The 15,008-nt window shown below is 60.8% G+C and carries 18 protein-coding genes; 12 read left to right on the forward strand and 6 right to left on the reverse strand.

The features are described 5' to 3' along the window. Nucleotides 1–19: 19 nt before the first annotated feature. Nucleotides 20–268, forward strand: a complete 249-nt coding sequence (locus tag ACIQY3_RS22600; protein ID WP_403023791.1) for a DUF6124 family protein — start codon at nt 20–22, stop codon at nt 266–268. 123 nt (nt 269–391) lie between these two features. Here ACIQY3_RS22600 and ACIQY3_RS22605 read toward each other — a convergent pair whose 3' ends face one another. Then, a complete protein-coding gene (locus tag ACIQY3_RS22605) occupies nt 392–1,423 on the reverse strand; it encodes a LacI family DNA-binding transcriptional regulator (RefSeq protein WP_403023794.1) in 1,032 nt (343 codons plus the stop codon). Between the two features lie 216 nt (nt 1,424–1,639). Here ACIQY3_RS22605 and ACIQY3_RS22610 point away from each other — a divergent pair, with 216 nt between their 5' ends. Further along, entirely contained in the window at nt 1,640–2,173 is a 534-nt protein-coding gene (locus ACIQY3_RS22610) for a gluconokinase (protein ID WP_054044864.1), read from the forward strand. Nucleotides 2,174–2,255: 82 nt separating this feature from the next. Further along, nucleotides 2,256–3,608, forward strand: coding sequence for a GntP family permease (locus ACIQY3_RS22615; RefSeq protein WP_123407216.1), 1,353 nt, complete (start codon nt 2,256–2,258; stop codon nt 3,606–3,608). A gap of 119 nt (nt 3,609–3,727) precedes the next feature. Here the strand turns inward: ACIQY3_RS22615 and alaC are convergent, their stop codons facing one another. Then, nucleotides 3,728–4,945 (reverse strand): alanine transaminase, encoded by a 1,218-nt coding sequence (gene alaC, locus ACIQY3_RS22620; protein WP_403023799.1) that lies wholly within the window; start codon nt 4,943–4,945, stop codon nt 3,728–3,730. A gap of 139 nt (nt 4,946–5,084) precedes the next feature. On the opposite strand from alaC, the gene ACIQY3_RS22625 reads away from it, so the two are divergent. The 3 genes from ACIQY3_RS22625 (at nt 5,085) to ACIQY3_RS22635 (ending at nt 7,104) form a co-directional block, all read left to right on the forward strand. Then, nucleotides 5,085–5,747 (forward strand): LysE family translocator, encoded by a 663-nt coding sequence (locus ACIQY3_RS22625; RefSeq protein ID WP_290029967.1) that lies wholly within the window; start codon nt 5,085–5,087, stop codon nt 5,745–5,747. Between the two features lie 68 nt (nt 5,748–5,815). Next, nucleotides 5,816–6,301, forward strand: a complete 486-nt coding sequence (locus ACIQY3_RS22630; protein ID WP_403023803.1) for a GyrI-like domain-containing protein — start codon at nt 5,816–5,818, stop codon at nt 6,299–6,301. A gap of 314 nt (nt 6,302–6,615) precedes the next feature. Beyond that, entirely contained in the window at nt 6,616–7,104 is a 489-nt protein-coding gene (locus ACIQY3_RS22635; RefSeq protein ID WP_403023806.1) for a GNAT family N-acetyltransferase, read from the forward strand. Between the two features lie 118 nt (nt 7,105–7,222). Here ACIQY3_RS22635 and ACIQY3_RS22640 read toward each other — a convergent pair whose 3' ends face one another. Continuing rightward, nucleotides 7,223–7,708: a GNAT family N-acetyltransferase gene (locus ACIQY3_RS22640; protein WP_403023809.1), complete on the reverse strand. Its 486-nt coding sequence runs from the start codon at nt 7,706–7,708 to the stop codon at nt 7,223–7,225. Nucleotides 7,709–7,860: 152 nt separating this feature from the next. Between ACIQY3_RS22640 and ACIQY3_RS22645 the strand changes: the two genes are divergently transcribed. The 4 genes from ACIQY3_RS22645 (at nt 7,861) to ACIQY3_RS22660 (ending at nt 10,450) form a co-directional block, all read left to right on the forward strand. Then, nucleotides 7,861–8,286, forward strand: coding sequence for a YybH family protein (locus tag ACIQY3_RS22645; protein WP_403023814.1), 426 nt, complete (start codon nt 7,861–7,863; stop codon nt 8,284–8,286). A gap of 66 nt (nt 8,287–8,352) precedes the next feature. Next, nucleotides 8,353–8,697, forward strand: coding sequence for a YciI family protein (locus ACIQY3_RS22650; protein WP_054044847.1), 345 nt, complete (start codon nt 8,353–8,355; stop codon nt 8,695–8,697). Nucleotides 8,698–8,723: 26 nt separating this feature from the next. Then, the gene (locus ACIQY3_RS22655; protein WP_403023819.1) at nt 8,724–9,215 is read left to right on the forward strand and encodes an SRPBCC family protein; all 492 of its coding nucleotides are present in this window, start codon (nt 8,724–8,726) and stop codon (nt 9,213–9,215) included. After that, nucleotides 9,215–10,450, forward strand: a complete 1,236-nt coding sequence (locus tag ACIQY3_RS22660; RefSeq protein WP_403023822.1) for an RNA polymerase sigma factor — start codon at nt 9,215–9,217, stop codon at nt 10,448–10,450. Before ACIQY3_RS22655 ends, ACIQY3_RS22660 begins: the two co-directional genes overlap by 1 nt. Before the next feature lie 346 nt (nt 10,451–10,796). Here ACIQY3_RS22660 and ACIQY3_RS22665 read toward each other — a convergent pair whose 3' ends face one another. After that, nucleotides 10,797–11,651 carry a LysR family transcriptional regulator gene (locus tag ACIQY3_RS22665; protein ID WP_403023825.1) on the reverse strand — a complete coding sequence of 285 codons (855 nt, stop codon included), beginning with the start codon at nt 11,649–11,651 and terminating at the stop codon, nt 10,797–10,799. Between the two features lie 89 nt (nt 11,652–11,740). On the opposite strand from ACIQY3_RS22665, the gene ACIQY3_RS22670 reads away from it, so the two are divergent. Next, the gene (locus tag ACIQY3_RS22670; protein WP_403023828.1) at nt 11,741–12,175 is read left to right on the forward strand and encodes a multidrug/biocide efflux PACE transporter; all 435 of its coding nucleotides are present in this window, start codon (nt 11,741–11,743) and stop codon (nt 12,173–12,175) included. Between the two features lie 118 nt (nt 12,176–12,293). Here the strand turns inward: ACIQY3_RS22670 and ACIQY3_RS22675 are convergent, their stop codons facing one another. Next, nucleotides 12,294–13,205 carry a LysR substrate-binding domain-containing protein gene (locus ACIQY3_RS22675; RefSeq protein ID WP_403023831.1) on the reverse strand — a complete coding sequence of 304 codons (912 nt, stop codon included), beginning with the start codon at nt 13,203–13,205 and terminating at the stop codon, nt 12,294–12,296. A gap of 113 nt (nt 13,206–13,318) precedes the next feature. On the opposite strand from ACIQY3_RS22675, the gene ACIQY3_RS22680 reads away from it, so the two are divergent. After that, a complete protein-coding gene (locus ACIQY3_RS22680; protein ID WP_403023834.1) occupies nt 13,319–14,173 on the forward strand; it encodes an NmrA family NAD(P)-binding protein in 855 nt (284 codons plus the stop codon). A 50-nt stretch (nt 14,174–14,223) separates the two neighbouring features. On the opposite strand, the gene ACIQY3_RS22685 is transcribed toward ACIQY3_RS22680, so the two are convergent. Next, nucleotides 14,224–14,982 carry an SDR family NAD(P)-dependent oxidoreductase gene (locus tag ACIQY3_RS22685; protein WP_403023837.1) on the reverse strand — a complete coding sequence of 253 codons (759 nt, stop codon included), beginning with the start codon at nt 14,980–14,982 and terminating at the stop codon, nt 14,224–14,226. Nucleotides 14,983–15,008: the final 26 nt, after the last annotated feature.

Below are 15,008 nucleotides of genomic sequence, written 5' to 3' on the forward strand. Positions count from 1 at the left end.
TCACTCTAGGAGCATCACCATGTTCAAACCAACCCCCAACCCGCCACGCAAGATCAGTCCCATGTTCAACGTCTCGGCGGGCATCAACAACGAAACCCTGCTGGCCCACGCCTGCGAATCCCTGGCTTCAGCCACGGTCATGATCAATGACTTCGCGACCATCCTGGAAAGCCCTCATCGCAACACCGCGCTGGGCATTGCACAGATCATCCTGTCGGCGGAAATGGCGGTGAATCGAGCGCTGGATAACCTCGATCCACAAGACTAACCGGTCGCAGATCGTTCCCACGCTCTGCGTGGGAATGCCTCAACGGTCGCTCCGCGTTCGGCTTTGGATGAGACGCGGAGCGTCCCGGGATGCATTCCCACGCGGAGCGTGGGAACGATCAGGTTAGGTGCTCTCGCGAACCTTCAATTCAAACCCCATGTCCTGCACCGGTTTGGCCACCGAGTTACCCGCCATCAATGTCAGCATCTGTTCCGCCGCGCGCCGGCCGATAGCCTCACGCGGGGTGCTGATGCTGCTCAGGCGCGGCACCATGTGCGCCGAGGCCGGCAGGTCGTTGAAACCGAGGACCGCTATTTGCTCGGGGATCTTGATCCCGCAGCGCATGGCTTCCAGCAACGCACCCTGGGCCAAGTCGTCGTTACCGAAGAAGATCGCATCCACATCCGGATGACTGGCCAGCAGTTGCAGGAACAGCTCACCGCCCAACCCGACAGAAGAAGCACGCGGCGTCAGCACTTCCAGATCCGGGTCATACAAACCAGCCTTTTGCAGAGCCTTACGGAAGCCTTCGCCGCGCAACAACGTGCGTTGATCCAGTTGCGCGCCGATATAAGCCAGGCGCTTGCGACCCCGCGACAGCAAATGCTCAGCGGCGGTTTCGCCGGCGGCCAATTGCGAGAAACCGACGCAGTTAACCCCGGCGGCGCTGTCCAGCTCCATCATGTACACGCAGGGAATGTTGCTCGCCTCGATCATCCGCCGCGAACTTTCGGTGCGGTCGAAACCGGTCAGCAGCAAGCCGCGCGGCTGATAGGCCATGTAGTTGCGCAGCAGGTTTTCTTCTTCATCGCGGGAATAGTGGAAGTTGCCGATCAGCACTTCAAAGCCCTTGGGCCGCAACACCTGATGAATGGCTTCCAGGGTGTCGATAAACAGCAGGTTGGACAACGACGGCACCAACACCACCACCGAATGGCTCTGGGCCGAAGCCAAGGCGCGGGCGGCGGGATTGACCACGTAGTTGAGCTCGGCGGCGGCTTTCTGCACTTTTTCCACCAGTTCGGTGGCCACGGTGCTGACCCCGCGCAAGGCCCTGGACGCGGTGATCGGACTGACGCCGGCCAGGCGTGCAACTTCATTGAGGGTAGGGCGGCCAGTGGTGCGAGGATTTTTATCGTTTTTAGGGGTGGTCATCGGGGCGGCTTGCCAAACAAAATTCAAGGCACTAAGGTAGCGCTGTCTCGATGCAGCTGCAAATGCGTGAGCGGGGTTTGCCTGATCCTCGTTCTTTGGCGTCGCGAACGAACATGCTGCAACCCACAAAAATGACAAAAAGGCGTCGGCAACTTCTGCTTTTGATCTGGTGTCATAACTGGCAAAGGTAGCGCTGTCTGCGCGCTGAGGTGTTTCATGAATCATCCCATCACCGCCCTGGTCATCATGGGCGTTGCCGGTTGTGGCAAGACTTGCGTCAGCGAAGCCTTGTGCCAGCTCAGCGGCGCGACTGCCATTGAAGGCGACACTTTCCACCCTGCCGCCAATATCGAAAAGATGAGCGCGGGTATCCCCCTGAACGACGACGACCGTGCCGGCTGGCTCGACAGCCTGTGCGACGAATTGCGCCGCGTCGACGCCAAGGGCGAGCGCCCGGTGTTGACCTGTTCGGCCCTCAAACACAGTTACCGCGAAGTACTGCGCAGTGCCTTGCCGGGCCTGGGCTTCGTATTCCTTGAGCTGACCCCTGAAGTCGCCGCCGAGCGTGTATCGCACCGCCCGGGCCACTTCATGCCGTCGACCTTGATCGACAGTCAGTTCGCCACCCTTGAATCCCCCGTGGGCGAGCCGCTGACCCTGGCGCTCGATGCGTCGAACCACAGTGTCGAGCAACTGGCCAAGCAGGCGCATGTCTGGTGGCTGGAACACGGCTTGAAACTCGCGGTATGAGTTTTCCTCGAAGAGATAGCGCTGTCCTTATGGCTTGCGAATTACCCGCTTTAATAACAACAACAATCAGGAGACACCCCTAATGTTTGGCATGTCCCACGAGTCGTTCCTGCTGCTAGATGCAGTGGTTACCGTGATCGGGCTTATTGTCCTGATCACCAAGTTCAAACTGCACCCGTTCATTGCCCTGATCATCGCCGCCGGTTTCCTCGGGCTGACCTCCGGCATGCCGGTGGGCACCATTCTTAAAGCGTTCCAGGACGGCTTCGGTGGTGTGCTCGGGTTTGTCGGGATCATCCTCGCGCTGGGCACCATGCTCGGCAAAATGATGGCAGAGTCGGGCGGGGCGGATCAGATTGCCCAGACCCTGATTCGCGCGTTCGGTAAAGAGCGCGTGCAGTGGGCCATGATGTTCGCCGCGTTCCTGGTCGGCATTCCGCTGTTCTTCGAAATCGGCTTCGTGTTGCTGATCCCGCTGGTGTTTATCGTTGCCCGGCGTACCGGCGTGTCGATCATCAAGATCGGTATCCCGCTGTTGGCCGGTCTGTCGGCGGTGCACGGCCTGGTGCCACCGCACCCGGGTCCGTTGCTGGCCATCGGCGTGTTCGGTGCCGACATCGGTAAAACCATTCTGTACGGCCTGATCGTCGCATTGCCGACCGCCATCATTGCCGGTCCGATTTTCGGTACGTTCATTGCCAAGTACATCCCGGGCCATGCCAACCAGGAACTGGTGGATCAGCTGGCGCGCGAGCCACAGTCTGCGACCCTGCCGAGCTTCGCCATTACCCTGATCACCGTGCTGCTGCCGGTGTTCCTGATGTTGCTCAAGACTTTTGCCGATGTGGCGCTGCCGGACGGGCACTTCTTCCGCAGCTGGATGGACCTGATCGGTCACCCGATCTCGGCGCTGCTGCTGGCGTTGCTGCTGTCGCTGTACACCTTTGGTCATCGTCAGGGCATCGGTTCGAAACAGATCCTGAAACTGTTGGACTCGAGCCTTGCGCCCACCGCCGCAATCATTCTGATCATCGGTGCCGGCGGTGGCTTCAAGCAGATGCTGGTAACCAGCGGCGTGGGTGACGTGATCGGCCACATGGCGGTGAACGCACAGATCTCGCCGATTCTGTTGGCGTGGCTGGTGGCGGCGGTGATTCGCGTCGCGACCGGTTCTGCGACCGTGGCGACCATTACCGGCGCGGGCATTGTGGTGCCGGTGGTGGGGATGATTCCGGGTGTGAACCGTGAGCTGCTGGTGCTGGCCACCGGTGCGGGTTCGCTGGTGCTGTCCCACGTCAACGACGCCGGTTTCTGGCTGGTGAAGCAGTACTTCAACATGACCGTGGCCGAGACGTTCAAAACCTGGACCGCGATGGAAACCATCCTGTCCGTGGTGGCGCTGGGCTTTATCTTGCTGCTGTCGCTGTTCGTCTAAGTACACCGCAAAACCCAATGTGGGAGCGGGCTTGCTCGCGAAAGCGGTCTGATAGTCAACATCATCGTTGACTGTCAGGCCCTCTTCGCGAGCAAGCCCGCTCCCACATTGGTTATGGGTCAGGCGCTGGTTTTAGCGACCAGACCATCCGCCCGAAACATCCCGCGAATCCCGCGCACTGCCTGACGAATCCGGTCCTGGTTTTCGATCAGCGCGAAGCGCACATGATCATCCCCGTATTCCCCGAATCCTACGCCCGGTGAGACGCAGACCTTCGCTTCGGCGAGCATTTTCTTGGCGAATTCCAGCGAACCCAGATGCGCGTACGCCTCGGGAATCTTCGCCCAGACGTACATCGAGGCTTTCGGGTTTTCCACCATCCAGCCCAATTCGTGCAGGCCTTTGACCAGCACGTTGCGACGCTGGCGATATTGCTCGGCGATGTCCTTCACGCATTGCTGATCGCCTTCCAGCGCCGCAATCGCCGCCACCTGCAACGGCGTGAACGTGCCGTAGTCGTGGTAGCTCTTGATCCGCGCCAGGGCGTTGACCAGTTCGGCGTTGCCGACCATGAAACCAATGCGCCAGCCGGCCATGTTGTAGCTCTTGGACAGGGTGAAAAACTCCACCGCGATGTCCTTTGCGCCAGGCACTTGCATGATCGACGGGGCTTTCCAGCCGTCGTAGACGATGTCGGCGTAGGCGAGGTCGTGCACCACCAAGACGTCGTACTGCTTGGCGAGGGCGATCACGCGTTCGAAGAAATCCAGCTCAACGCATTGAGCTGTAGGGTTCGACGGGAAGCCGAGGATCATCATTTTCGGTTTCGGGATCGAGCCGCGAATCGCGCTTTCCAGTTCGGCGAAGAAGTCCACGCCCGGAATCAGCGGCACCGAGCGCACCTGGGCGCCGGCAATCACGGCACCGTAGATGTGAATCGGGTAGCTCGGGTTCGGCACCAGCACGGTGTCGCCCTGGTCGAGGGTGGCCAGCATCAGGTGCGCCAGGCCTTCCTTGGAACCGATGGTGACAATGGCTTCGGTTTCCGGGTCGATATCGACCGCGTAGCGATCCTTGTACCAGTTGGAAATTGCCCGGCGCAGACGCGGAATGCCCTTGGACGTCGAATAACCGTGGGTGTCTTCGCGCTGGGCGACGGTCACCAGTTTTTCGACGATGTGCGGCGGGGTCGGGCCATCAGGGTTGCCCATGCTGAAGTCGATGATGTCTTCGCCACGACGACGGGCGGCCATCTTCAGCTCGGCAGTGATGTTGAATACGTAAGGGGGGAGTCGATCTATGCGCGCAAAGCGGCGCGGCGAACCTGGGTTAGCCATTGTTGCCTCGGATAACGTGAGCGCCCGGAACCGTCCGAGCGACGCTGGCCACTGCGGTGGCCTGTGGCGGAATGTAAGGGCTGTTGTGGCAAACTGTCCAGCGTCTGTGTAAACAAAAATTTCCGAAGGAAACGGGTTGATGGAATTTAGCAGTGGCTTCTTGCTGAGCCTTTCGCTGTGCCTGGATATCGGCGTGGCCAACATCGCGATGATCACCCTGGCCATGCAACGCGGTTATTTTCAAGGCTTTGCGCTGGGGTTGGGGACCTGCGTTGGCGACCTGATCTACGCGGTTCTGGCGCTGGCCGGGATGACTGTTTTGCTGCAATACGAAACCGTGCGCTGGGTACTGTGGATCGGTGGTTCGGCGTTGTTGCTGTACTTCGCGGCGAAGATGATCTACTCGGCGATCCACCACGAAGCGGTGCTGGCCGAGGGCGCAGAGGTGGGAAACAACTCCCATCGGCGTGAGTTTTTTCGCGGCATCTTCCTCGCCATGTCCTCGCCCAGCGCCATTCTCTGGTTCGCCGCCGTGGGTGGCACCCTGATTGCGCGTTCCGGTGGTGGCGGCGCACTCAGCTCGGCGTTGTTTCTCGGCGGATTTCTTTGCGCCGGGGTGCTGTGGTGCGTCGCTTTGTGCTTCGCGGCGAGTCACGGCGGCAAGTTGCTGGGCGACAAGCTGCTGCGCTACTCCTACATGGCATCAGCGGCGATCTTCTGCTATTTCGCGGTCTACGTGATTCTATCGGGTTATAACGAGTTTATCGGCAAGGCTGCCGTCGGGCAGGTTCCCGGGCTCTGACTGGGAGAATCGGGCAAGGCTTCTATACTCCCAGCCGAACCCACCTTTTTTGCACCAGGAGTTGAGTCATGGATGAGCAAACACGCGTCAAACCGGCCGAGCCACGCTTCGAGAGCGGGCACTTTCTGCTCATTGCCGGGCTTGGCGGTCGATTTACCCAGGAAACCTCCAAGAAAATCCCCGAACTCTGGGAAAAATTCATCCCCGAGATTGGCAAGATTCCCGGTCAAAAAAGCGAAGTGACCTACGGCATCTGCTGCAATCCCGACGGCATGGGGGGGTTCGAATACATCGCCGGGGTCGAAATCAGCAAACTCGACGACCTGCCGGAAAAGTACCGTTGGGTCGAGGTCCAGCCGCAGCATTACGCGGTGTTCGAGCACAAGGGTTCGCTGGACACCTTGCCCCAAACCTTTCAATACATCTGGAAAACCTGGCTGCCGCAGTCCGGTCGTCAGGCGGCGGATGCCCCGGAGTTCGAGCGCTACAGCGAGGACTTCAACCCGAAGCTCAACACCGGCGTACTGGAAATCTGGTTGCCGCTCAAGGACTGAACACCGCGAGAGGCGGACCGCGCGTCCGCCTCTCATTGGCTTATTTACCCTGCTTCATCCGTCGCGCCCGCAACAGGTCGATGGACAAGGTAACGAAGCCAAACGCGCTGATGCCCAACAGCATAAGAAGGCCGATCTGAACGCTGCTCATGGTGTATTCCCCTATGGATGATCAGAGACAGGGAACACCAATAATCCGATTTTCCGGGCAATGACAGCGCCTATACGCAGGCTTTACGGCGCCGGCGGTGATCGATATGAACACCTTATTCCTCTATGATCGGCCACCTCTCCAACGCTGAAACCGAGCTGCCATGAACACCGTCATCCGTCACGTCACCCCCGCCGACCTGGACCGCTGCTTCGCCATCGAAACCGTGGCCTACGAAGGCGACGAAGCCGCCACCCGGGAAAAAATCGCCACCCGCATCGCCACTTGGCCCGATGGATTCATCGTGGCCGAAGTCGATGGCGTTGTAGCCGGTTTCATCAACTCCGGTGCGGCGTTTGAAGTGGAAATGTCGGACGAAGCGTTCAAGGAACTGATCGGCCACGACCCGGCCGGACCGCATGTGGTGATCATGTCAGTGGTGGTGCACCCGGATTATCAGGGGCTGGGGCTGGCGAAGCGTTTGATGGGCGAGTTCATTGAGCGGATGCGGGCAATGGGCAAGAGCAGCATTCATTTGATGTGCAAGGAACGGCATGTTCCGCTGTATGCCGGGTTCGGGTTTGCCTACATCAAGCCCTCGGCGTCGGATCATGGCGGGATGGCTTGGCATGAGATGGTGCTCGAACTGTAAATCCTGAAACACCCCAGAACCCTTGTGGGAGCGGGCTTGCTCGCGAAGACGGAGTGTCAGTCGGCATCTTTGTTGAATGTGAAACCGCATTCGCGAGCAAGCCCGCTCCCACACTGAATCAAAAAACCAGTCCCATCCGCCGTTCGTAACCAATCCGCCCCTTATACGCCTCGCCACTATCAACAAACCCAAACCGGGCATACAGCGCAATCGCCGCTTCGTTGTCCGCGTCCACCGACAACTCAATGGCCTTTATTTCCGGAAACGCCAGGCGCGCCGCCTCGGGCAGCGCTTGCAGACACGCCTTGCCATAGCCTTTGCCCTGGGCGCGTTGATCGACTTGCAAGGCGTGCAGCGTGGCGCTGTGTTCATCGGCCCAGGCCGGCAACACGGGCGGGCGTTTGAGCAGCAGGAAGGCGACGGGTATCTCTTCGACCAGCAAGGCAAAGCCTTTGACGCCGGGGCCGGGTTTGGACAGCAAGGTGTGCAACGCACCGTGGATGTCGCCGGAGAATTTGATTTGTTCTTGGTGAACTTCGATGGCCTCGACCTGCTGGCGCTGGAGCGCGTTCAGGTTTTCGTAAGGCACGAGTCGAGCGGTCATGGGTGGTGTCCTTTTCCGAAATTTCCCACATGAAAGTGCGACGCGGATTCTAGACAGTTTGCTTCAATGGTAATTTTTTATTTCGGTTGTCGATTCAACGTTACGCCGAACGACTAGAGGTGTCTTCACCACAAAAACCATGGAGAACCCCCATGAATTCGCAAACCCAAATCCATAACCTGATCGAAAACTACCGCCAGGCGGTCATCGCCAAGGACGTGGAAAAAGTCATGGCCCTGTACGCCGATGACATCGTCTCCTTCGACGCGGTCAAGGCTCTGCAATTCAAAGGCAAGGCGGCCTACCGCGCGCATTGGCAGGCATGCATGGAAATGTGCCCCGGCCCGCACATTTTCGAGTTCCACGAGATCGATATCGCACCGTCGCAAGAGATCGCCTTCGCCCATTGGCTGGCCCAGTGCGGCGGCACCAATGACAAGGGCGAAACCCAGTCCTGCTGGATGCGCGTAACCCAGTGCTATCGGCAAGAAGCAGGGCTTTGGCAGATTGTGCATGAACACTGGTCGGCGCCATTCGACATGGCAACGGGCGCGGCCCTGTTCGAGTTAAAACCCTGATCGTCGGAAAAAGCGCCAAAGCACCCAACAGCAGCCATAGTTGATCAGCCGATCACGGAGAGCCCCATGAAATACCTATGCCTGGTTTACAGCAACGAGCAGGCGCTGCACTCACTGCCCGACAGCCCCGAGGACGCCGAGTGCATGGCCTACGCCGAGTCGATCCAGGGCAGTGGCCGGATGATCGCCGCCGAGGCGCTGGAGTCGGTGCAGACCGCTACCACCGTGCGGATGCGCAACGGCAAGTTGTCGATCACCGACGGCCCTTTCGCTGAAACCAAGGAGCAGTTGGCCGGCTTCTACCTGATCGATGCCAAGGACCTCAATGAGGCCATCCAGGTCGCCGGTGACATTCCGGCGGCCCGGGTCGGCTGTGTCGAGGTGCGCCCCGTTCGCCAGTTGAATCCCTGAACAATCAAAATAAACAGGAGATCTGCATGAGCCCGCAACCCTTTAAAAAACAGCCTGCCGAATTCGAGTTGTCGATCAGCCGCTTGATCGACGCGCCACGGCGCAAGATCTTCCGCGCCTGGACCGAGCCAGCCTTGCTCGTCCAGTGGTGGGGGCCCCACGGCATGACCACGCCGGAGTGCGAAATGGACCTGTGGGTCGGCGGCCAGTTTCGCACCCTGATGCGCGCGCCCGACGGCACGGAATACCCGACCATGGGCGTGTTCCTGGAGATCGTCGCGCCGGAGCGGCTGGTGTTCACCGATGCGTTTATCCCTGGCTGGATTCCGTCGGGCAAACCGTTCATGAGCGCCGAAGTGACCCTCGAAGATCAGGACGGCAAAACCCTCTACACCGCCCGGGCCATGCACTGGAGCGAAAAGGATCGGCAAGCCCACGAGGCCATGGGGTTTCACGACGGTTGGGGGCAGAGCCTGGATCGATTAGTAACGCTGGTGACCGAAGGCATGCCGGACTGATGTCCGCCGAGTCGGTCAAGGCGCGGGTCGAGCAGGTCTATCGCGAAGATTCGCGACGAATCCTCGCGACCCTGATCCGTTTGCTCGGCGATTTCGACCTCGCCGAAGAGGCCTTGCACGAGGCGTTCTTCGTCGCGGTCGAGCGCTGGCAGCGTGACGGTGTGCCGGACAATCCGCGCACCTGGCTGGTGTCCACCGGGCGTTTCAAGGCGATTGATGTGTTGCGGCGGCGTGCGCGTTTCAAGGCGTCGCGGCCGTTGCTGATCGCGCAACTTGAAGAGCTGGAACAGGCCGACTGGAGTGACGAAGACGTGGAAGACGATCGCCTGCGGCTGATCTTCACCTGCTGTCACCCGGCCCTCGCGGCGGATGCCCAAGTGCCGCTGACCCTGCGGGAAGTCTGCGACCTGACCACGGAAGAAATCGCCCGGGCCTTCCTCTCGGCGCCAGCCACCATCGCCCAGCGCATCGTGCGCGCCAAAGCGAAGATTCGTGACGCGAAAATCCCTTATCAAGTGCCGTCCCTGGCGGAGTTACCCGAACGCCTCGACAGCGTGCTGCGGGTGATTTACCTGGTGTTCAACGAAGGTTATTCGGCGTCTGTCGGCGCGGAACTGACCCGGGAGGACCTGACCCGCGAAGCGATTCGTCTCGGGCGGTTGCTGGTGGAGTTGTTGCCCGAGCCTGAGGTGATGGGGTTGTTGGCGTTGATGTTGTTGCACGAATCGCGGCGCCCGGCCCGGACCTCGCAAAGCGGCGAGTTGATCCTGCTGGATGAGCAGGACCGTTCGCGGTGGGATGCCGGGATGATTGCCGAAGGCTGTGCACTGGTGGAGCGTGCGCTGACCTTGCGGCGCTTCGGGCCTTATTGCCTGCAAGCGGCGATTGCGGCGGTGCATGCCGAGGCGCCGACGGCGGGGGAGACCGATTGGCCGCAGATTGTGGGTCTGTACGACTTGCTGCTGCGGGCGGTGCCGTCGCCGGTGATCGAACTCAACCGCGCGGTGGCGCTGGCCATGCGCGATGGGCCGCTGGCGGGGTTGACGGTGGTGGAAGCTATTTTGGTGCGGGGGGAGTTACTGGATTACCACTTGGCGCATTCGGCGCGAGGGCAGTTTTGTCGGCAGTTGGGGCGGGTGGCGGAGGCGCGGGCGGCGTATGAACGGGCGCTTGAGTTGACGCAGCAGGCGCCGGAGCGGCGGTTTATCGAGGGGCGACTCAGGGCGCTGGAATGATGTGGTGGGGCTGCCGGCTTCTTCGCGGGCAAGCAGCATCAACAAAAAATAATCAGGCCTGCTGCCGAGTCGCCGTCAACACAATCTCCCGAACACACACACACGTTCTGCGGCTGCTGATACGCGTGGTTCTACCGGTGTTGTGCGGGTTGCATGAGGTAGGGATAGAGGCGGCATAAATCCCCCCGTAGCAGCTGTCGAGCACCGCGAGGCAGCGTCCGGCGGCGAAGCCGTCGTGAAATCAGACGACGCTGTGTGTCAGGTCGACCGCATATTTAGGGTTTACGACGGCTTCGCCGCCGGACGCTGCCTCGCGGTGCTCGACAGCTGCTACGGGTTTGCACAGCTATTCCAACATCTTGCTCAACAACCAACTCCCCGCCGGCCCCGGCGGATGCAACCGCGACCACAGCGCATCCACATACACCGGTTTCGGCCAGCCGCGCACGTCCAGTTCCACCAGCACCCCCGCGCCAAATCGCCCTACCAGCCAGCGCGGCAGCGGCGCCCAGCCGAATCCGCCCTGGGCCATCTCCAGCAGCATCAGGTAACTCGGCGCCGACCACACTCGACCCTTCGCTCGACTTTCGTACGGATTGACGATGGTCGCCAAACGCAACTCCCGATGCTGTTGCAGCACGTCCTGATCGATCCCGCTCTGCGTCGCCAACGGATGGGTTTGCGAGACGAACAGGGCGATTTCCGTGTGCTCGTCGACGGTCGAGCTGACCAGGTCCTGCGGGTAGCTGTCCTGCATTTCGGCGAAGGCGACATTCGCTCGACCTCGTTGTACCAGGGCTACCAGGTCATCGCATTCGGCGATCAGGCATTCAAGCTCCAGGTCGGGATAGCGCTGCTCGAACGCACTGAGGGCGGCTTCGAAACGGTCGGACTGATAGGTGTCGGAAATCGCCACCGTCAGCTTCGCCTCGACCCCTTGGGATAACTGGCTGGCGGTCATTTCCAGGCGACTGGTGGCGGCGAGTATGTCTTCGGCCCGTTGCAGCATGACGTGCCCGGCCGGGGTCAGGGTGGGCTTGCGGCTGCTGCGGTCGAACAGCGTCAGGTTGAGGTCGATTTCCAGACTGGCCACCGCCGCACTGATGGTTGACTGACTGCGCCCGAGTTTGCGTGCCGCTGCTGAAAACGAGCCTTGGGTCGCGGCCTGGACAAACGCCAGCAACACTTCTTGAGAGGCCATGAACTATCGCCTTGATCGATGGTTATTGATTATGAAGTATCGGTCCGCTGACAGATCATGGCAACCACACTCACTCAGGGAGTCTGGCCATGAACGCCAACAAATCCATTACTGAACGTATTTTCCAGGCCATAGGTTTCGAGCTTCTGGCCGTACTGATCTGTACCCCGCTGCTGGCCTGGGTCATGGACAAGCCGATGCTGGAAATGGGCGTCGCCACCATCGCCATCGCCGCCCTGGCGTTGGCCTGGAACGTGGTGTTCAACGGGTTCTTCGACCGCTTGCTCAAGCGCTTCGAGATAGTGCGTAACGCCTGGGTGCGGGTGGTGCATGCGCTGTTGTTCGAGGGCGGCTTGATCGTGATGGGCGTGCCGCTGATTGCCTGGTGGCTGAGCATCAGCCTGTGGCAGGCATTCCTGCTGGACATTGGTGTGCTGCTGTTCTTCCTGCCGTACACCTACGTTTACCACTGGGGGTATGACGTGGTGCGGGAGCGGATGTTGATGAACCGAGCGATCCGCTAAGTCCACACCTCAATCCCTGTGGGAGCGGGCTTGCTCGCGAAGGCGGTGTGTCAGTCAATGTGGATGGCGACTGACACGACGCCTTCGCGAGCAAGCCCGCTCCCACAGGGGACCTCAGTTACTCGCCACACAACTCACTCACAAACTCCAGAAACGCCCGCACCTTCGCCGCCGGCAAATGCCGCGACGGGTACAGCGCATACAACGGAAAGCGCTCGTCCGGCCAATCGGGAAATAACTCCACCAGCCGTCCGTCCGCCAGCGCCGGGGCGATCCCCAAATCCAACACCTGGGCGATGGCTTCGCCGCTTTCACACACGCTGTGCAACGTGCCGACATCATTGACCAACAACCGGCAATTAGGCTGCACATGCAGCACCGCGCGCCCCGGTCGATGAAACTCCCAGCCAAACGGCCGCGCCGTCTGCGGATCGCGAAACTGCACGCACACATGCCGCGCGTCTTCCATGTCCAGCGGCGCCAACGGTCGGCCATGACGCTTCAGATACGCCGGCGCGGCGAGGGTCAGCACCCGCACGTCCAACAACTTGCGCGCCACCAGCGACGAAGACTGCGGATGACCGAAGCGCACCGCCAAATCGAAGCCGTCCGCCACCATGTCACCCAGTTGATCGCGGGTTTGCAGTTCCAGGTACAACTCCGGATAGCGGGCCATGAACTGCCCGAGTTTCGGTCCCAGAATCAGTCGCGAGAAATACGGGTCCATGTTGACCCGCAATCGTCCGCGTACTTGCGTGGCGCTGGTCGAAGCCGAATTCGCCGCCTCTTCTAGACTGGCCAGCAGCGGCGCGATTTCGCCATGAAAGCGCCGACCTTCATCGGTCAGCGTGACCGTGCGGGTGGTGCGGTCGAACAGGCGGATGCCCAGGCGTTTTTCCAGTCGCGCGATGGCGCGGCTGACACCGGACGGCGTCAGGTCCAGCACCTCGGCGGCGCGGACAAAACTGCCGCCATCCACCACCGCGCTGAACACGCCCATGCCACTGGCGAGGCTGGCATCAAAGCTCATTGGTGACTCCCGATCATTTATGCAATGACATTCATGCTATCGGAGAATGCCAGCACACGGCTCACTATTCTGCCCATCGCGACAACCGTCGCCATCCAGCAGGAGAACAGCTGATGTACGCAGTCATGGGCATTACCGGGAAAGTGGGCGGCGCGGTCGCCCGGACGTTGCTGGCGGCCGGGCACAAGGTCCGCGCGGTGGTGCGCAGTGCCGAGAAGGGGGAGGTGTGGGCGCAGCAGGGGTGTGAACTGGCGGTGGCCGATGTCGATGATCGCGACGCGATGGCCAAGGCGTTCACCGGTGTGGCTGGGGTGTTTGTGATGATGCCGTCGAATTTCGATCCGTCCCCAGGCTTCCCGGAAACCCGGCAAGTGGTGGAGAACATTCGCGCGGCGCTGGAAGCCGCTCAGCCCGGCAAAGTAGTCGGGCTGTCGACCATTGGCGCCCAGGCCTCGCAACCGAACTTGCTCAATCAACTGCGTTTGCTGGAGTTGGCGTTGGCTTCGCTGGCGCTGCCGGTCACGTTGCTGCGGCCAGCGTGGTTCATGGAAAACGCCTTGTGGGATGTCGAGCACGCGGTCGGTTCGGGAGGGGTTCCAAGCTTCCTGCAACCGCTGGATAAACCGGTGCCGATGATCGCCACGGCGGATGTCGGTCGCGTCGCCGCCGAGCTGTTACTGGAAGCGTGGAGCGGTCAGCGCATCGTCGAACTGGAAGGCCCGCAACGGATTACACCGCTGCAACTGGGCGCCGGGTTCAGCGAACTGCTGGGCAAACCGGTGCGCATGCACGTCGTGCCTCGCGAGACCTGGAAGGCGTTGTTCGAAAGTCAGGGGATGAACCACCCGTTGCCACGGATGCAGATGATCGACGGCTTCAACGAGGGCTGGATAGAATTTGAAGGCGAACCGCGCAAGGGCCGGGTCGAGTTGTTGACCGTCCTCAAGCAGCTTTTGGCACGAAACTGAGTCAACGCGCGGGCTGATCTGATCATCAGCCCACTCGTTGCGGGGGTTGCTTACAAAAACATCCCGCCCGACGCTTCGATGCGCTGGCCGTTGATCCACTGGCCGCCCGGCGACAGCAGCAGTGCAATCGCGGCGCCAATGTCGTCCGGTTGACCGGCACGACCCAACGCCGTGTTGCTTGCGACCATCTGATTCACCGACGCGTTATCCCGCACCGTGCCACCGCCGAAATCAGTCTCGATGGCGCCCGGCGCGAGGACGTTCACTGCGATCCCGCGCTCGCCAAGCTCCCTGGCCTGGTAGCGCGTCAGCACTTCCATCGCGCCTTTCATCGCCGCATAGGCGCCGTAACCCGGCAGGCTGAAGCGCGCCAGACCGCTGGACACATTGACGATGCGCCCGCCGTCATTCATCAGCGGCAGCAATTGCTGAGTCAGGAAAAATGGGCCCTTCAAATGGACGTTCATCAGCAAGTCGAACTGCGCCACGGTGGTGTCGACGAAGTTTGCGTGCACACCGACCCCGGCGTTGTTGATCAGGAAGTCGAAGCGCTGTTGATCGAAGTGGTTTTTCAGCACGTTCGCGACTTCGCTGCTGAACGCCGCAAAACCTTCACTCTGTCCAACGTCAAGCTGCAGCATGGCGGCGCGGCCACCCAGGCTTTCGATTTCGGCGACCAGCGCCTGGGCCTCATCGGCACGGCTGTTGTAGGTGCCGATGATGTCGATGCCTTGGGCGACCAAATGCAGCGCAGCGCTTTTGCCCAAGCCGCGGCTGGCACCAGTGATCAATGCGATTTTACGAGACATGGGATTTCCTCAAGCAGTGGGTAAGC

The organism is Pseudomonas sp. NPDC096950, assembly GCF_044762525.1.
Taxonomy (GTDB): domain Bacteria; phylum Pseudomonadota; class Gammaproteobacteria; order Pseudomonadales; family Pseudomonadaceae; genus Aquipseudomonas.

Coding starts and splice junctions, on each gene's coding strand:
- ACIQY3_RS22680 (WP_403023834.1), top strand. CDS start 13,319: ATGTACGCAGTCATGGGCATTACCGGGAAAGTGGGCGGCGCGGTCGCC.
- ACIQY3_RS22630 (WP_403023803.1), top strand. CDS start 5,816: ATGGATGAGCAAACACGCGTCAAACCGGCCGAGCCACGCTTCGAGAGC.
- ACIQY3_RS22600 (WP_403023791.1), top strand. CDS start 20: ATGTTCAAACCAACCCCCAACCCGCCACGCAAGATCAGTCCCATGTTC.
- ACIQY3_RS22640 (WP_403023809.1), bottom strand. CDS start 7,708: ATGACCGCTCGACTCGTGCCTTACGAAAACCTGAACGCGCTCCAGCGC.
- ACIQY3_RS22615 (WP_123407216.1), top strand. CDS start 2,256: ATGTTTGGCATGTCCCACGAGTCGTTCCTGCTGCTAGATGCAGTGGTT.
- ACIQY3_RS22610 (WP_054044864.1), top strand. CDS start 1,640: ATGAATCATCCCATCACCGCCCTGGTCATCATGGGCGTTGCCGGTTGT.
- alaC (WP_403023799.1), bottom strand. CDS start 4,945: ATGGCTAACCCAGGTTCGCCGCGCCGCTTTGCGCGCATAGATCGACTC.
- ACIQY3_RS22645 (WP_403023814.1), top strand. CDS start 7,861: ATGAATTCGCAAACCCAAATCCATAACCTGATCGAAAACTACCGCCAG.
- ACIQY3_RS22605 (WP_403023794.1), bottom strand. CDS start 1,423: ATGACCACCCCTAAAAACGATAAAAATCCTCGCACCACTGGCCGCCCT.
- ACIQY3_RS22635 (WP_403023806.1), top strand. CDS start 6,616: ATGAACACCGTCATCCGTCACGTCACCCCCGCCGACCTGGACCGCTGC.
- ACIQY3_RS22655 (WP_403023819.1), top strand. CDS start 8,724: ATGAGCCCGCAACCCTTTAAAAAACAGCCTGCCGAATTCGAGTTGTCG.
- ACIQY3_RS22675 (WP_403023831.1), bottom strand. CDS start 13,205: ATGAGCTTTGATGCCAGCCTCGCCAGTGGCATGGGCGTGTTCAGCGCG.
- ACIQY3_RS22685 (WP_403023837.1), bottom strand. CDS start 14,982: ATGTCTCGTAAAATCGCATTGATCACTGGTGCCAGCCGCGGCTTGGGC.
- ACIQY3_RS22665 (WP_403023825.1), bottom strand. CDS start 11,651: ATGGCCTCTCAAGAAGTGTTGCTGGCGTTTGTCCAGGCCGCGACCCAA.
- ACIQY3_RS22625 (WP_290029967.1), top strand. CDS start 5,085: ATGGAATTTAGCAGTGGCTTCTTGCTGAGCCTTTCGCTGTGCCTGGAT.
- ACIQY3_RS22660 (WP_403023822.1), top strand. CDS start 9,215: ATGTCCGCCGAGTCGGTCAAGGCGCGGGTCGAGCAGGTCTATCGCGAA.
- ACIQY3_RS22670 (WP_403023828.1), top strand. CDS start 11,741: ATGAACGCCAACAAATCCATTACTGAACGTATTTTCCAGGCCATAGGT.
- ACIQY3_RS22650 (WP_054044847.1), top strand. CDS start 8,353: ATGAAATACCTATGCCTGGTTTACAGCAACGAGCAGGCGCTGCACTCA.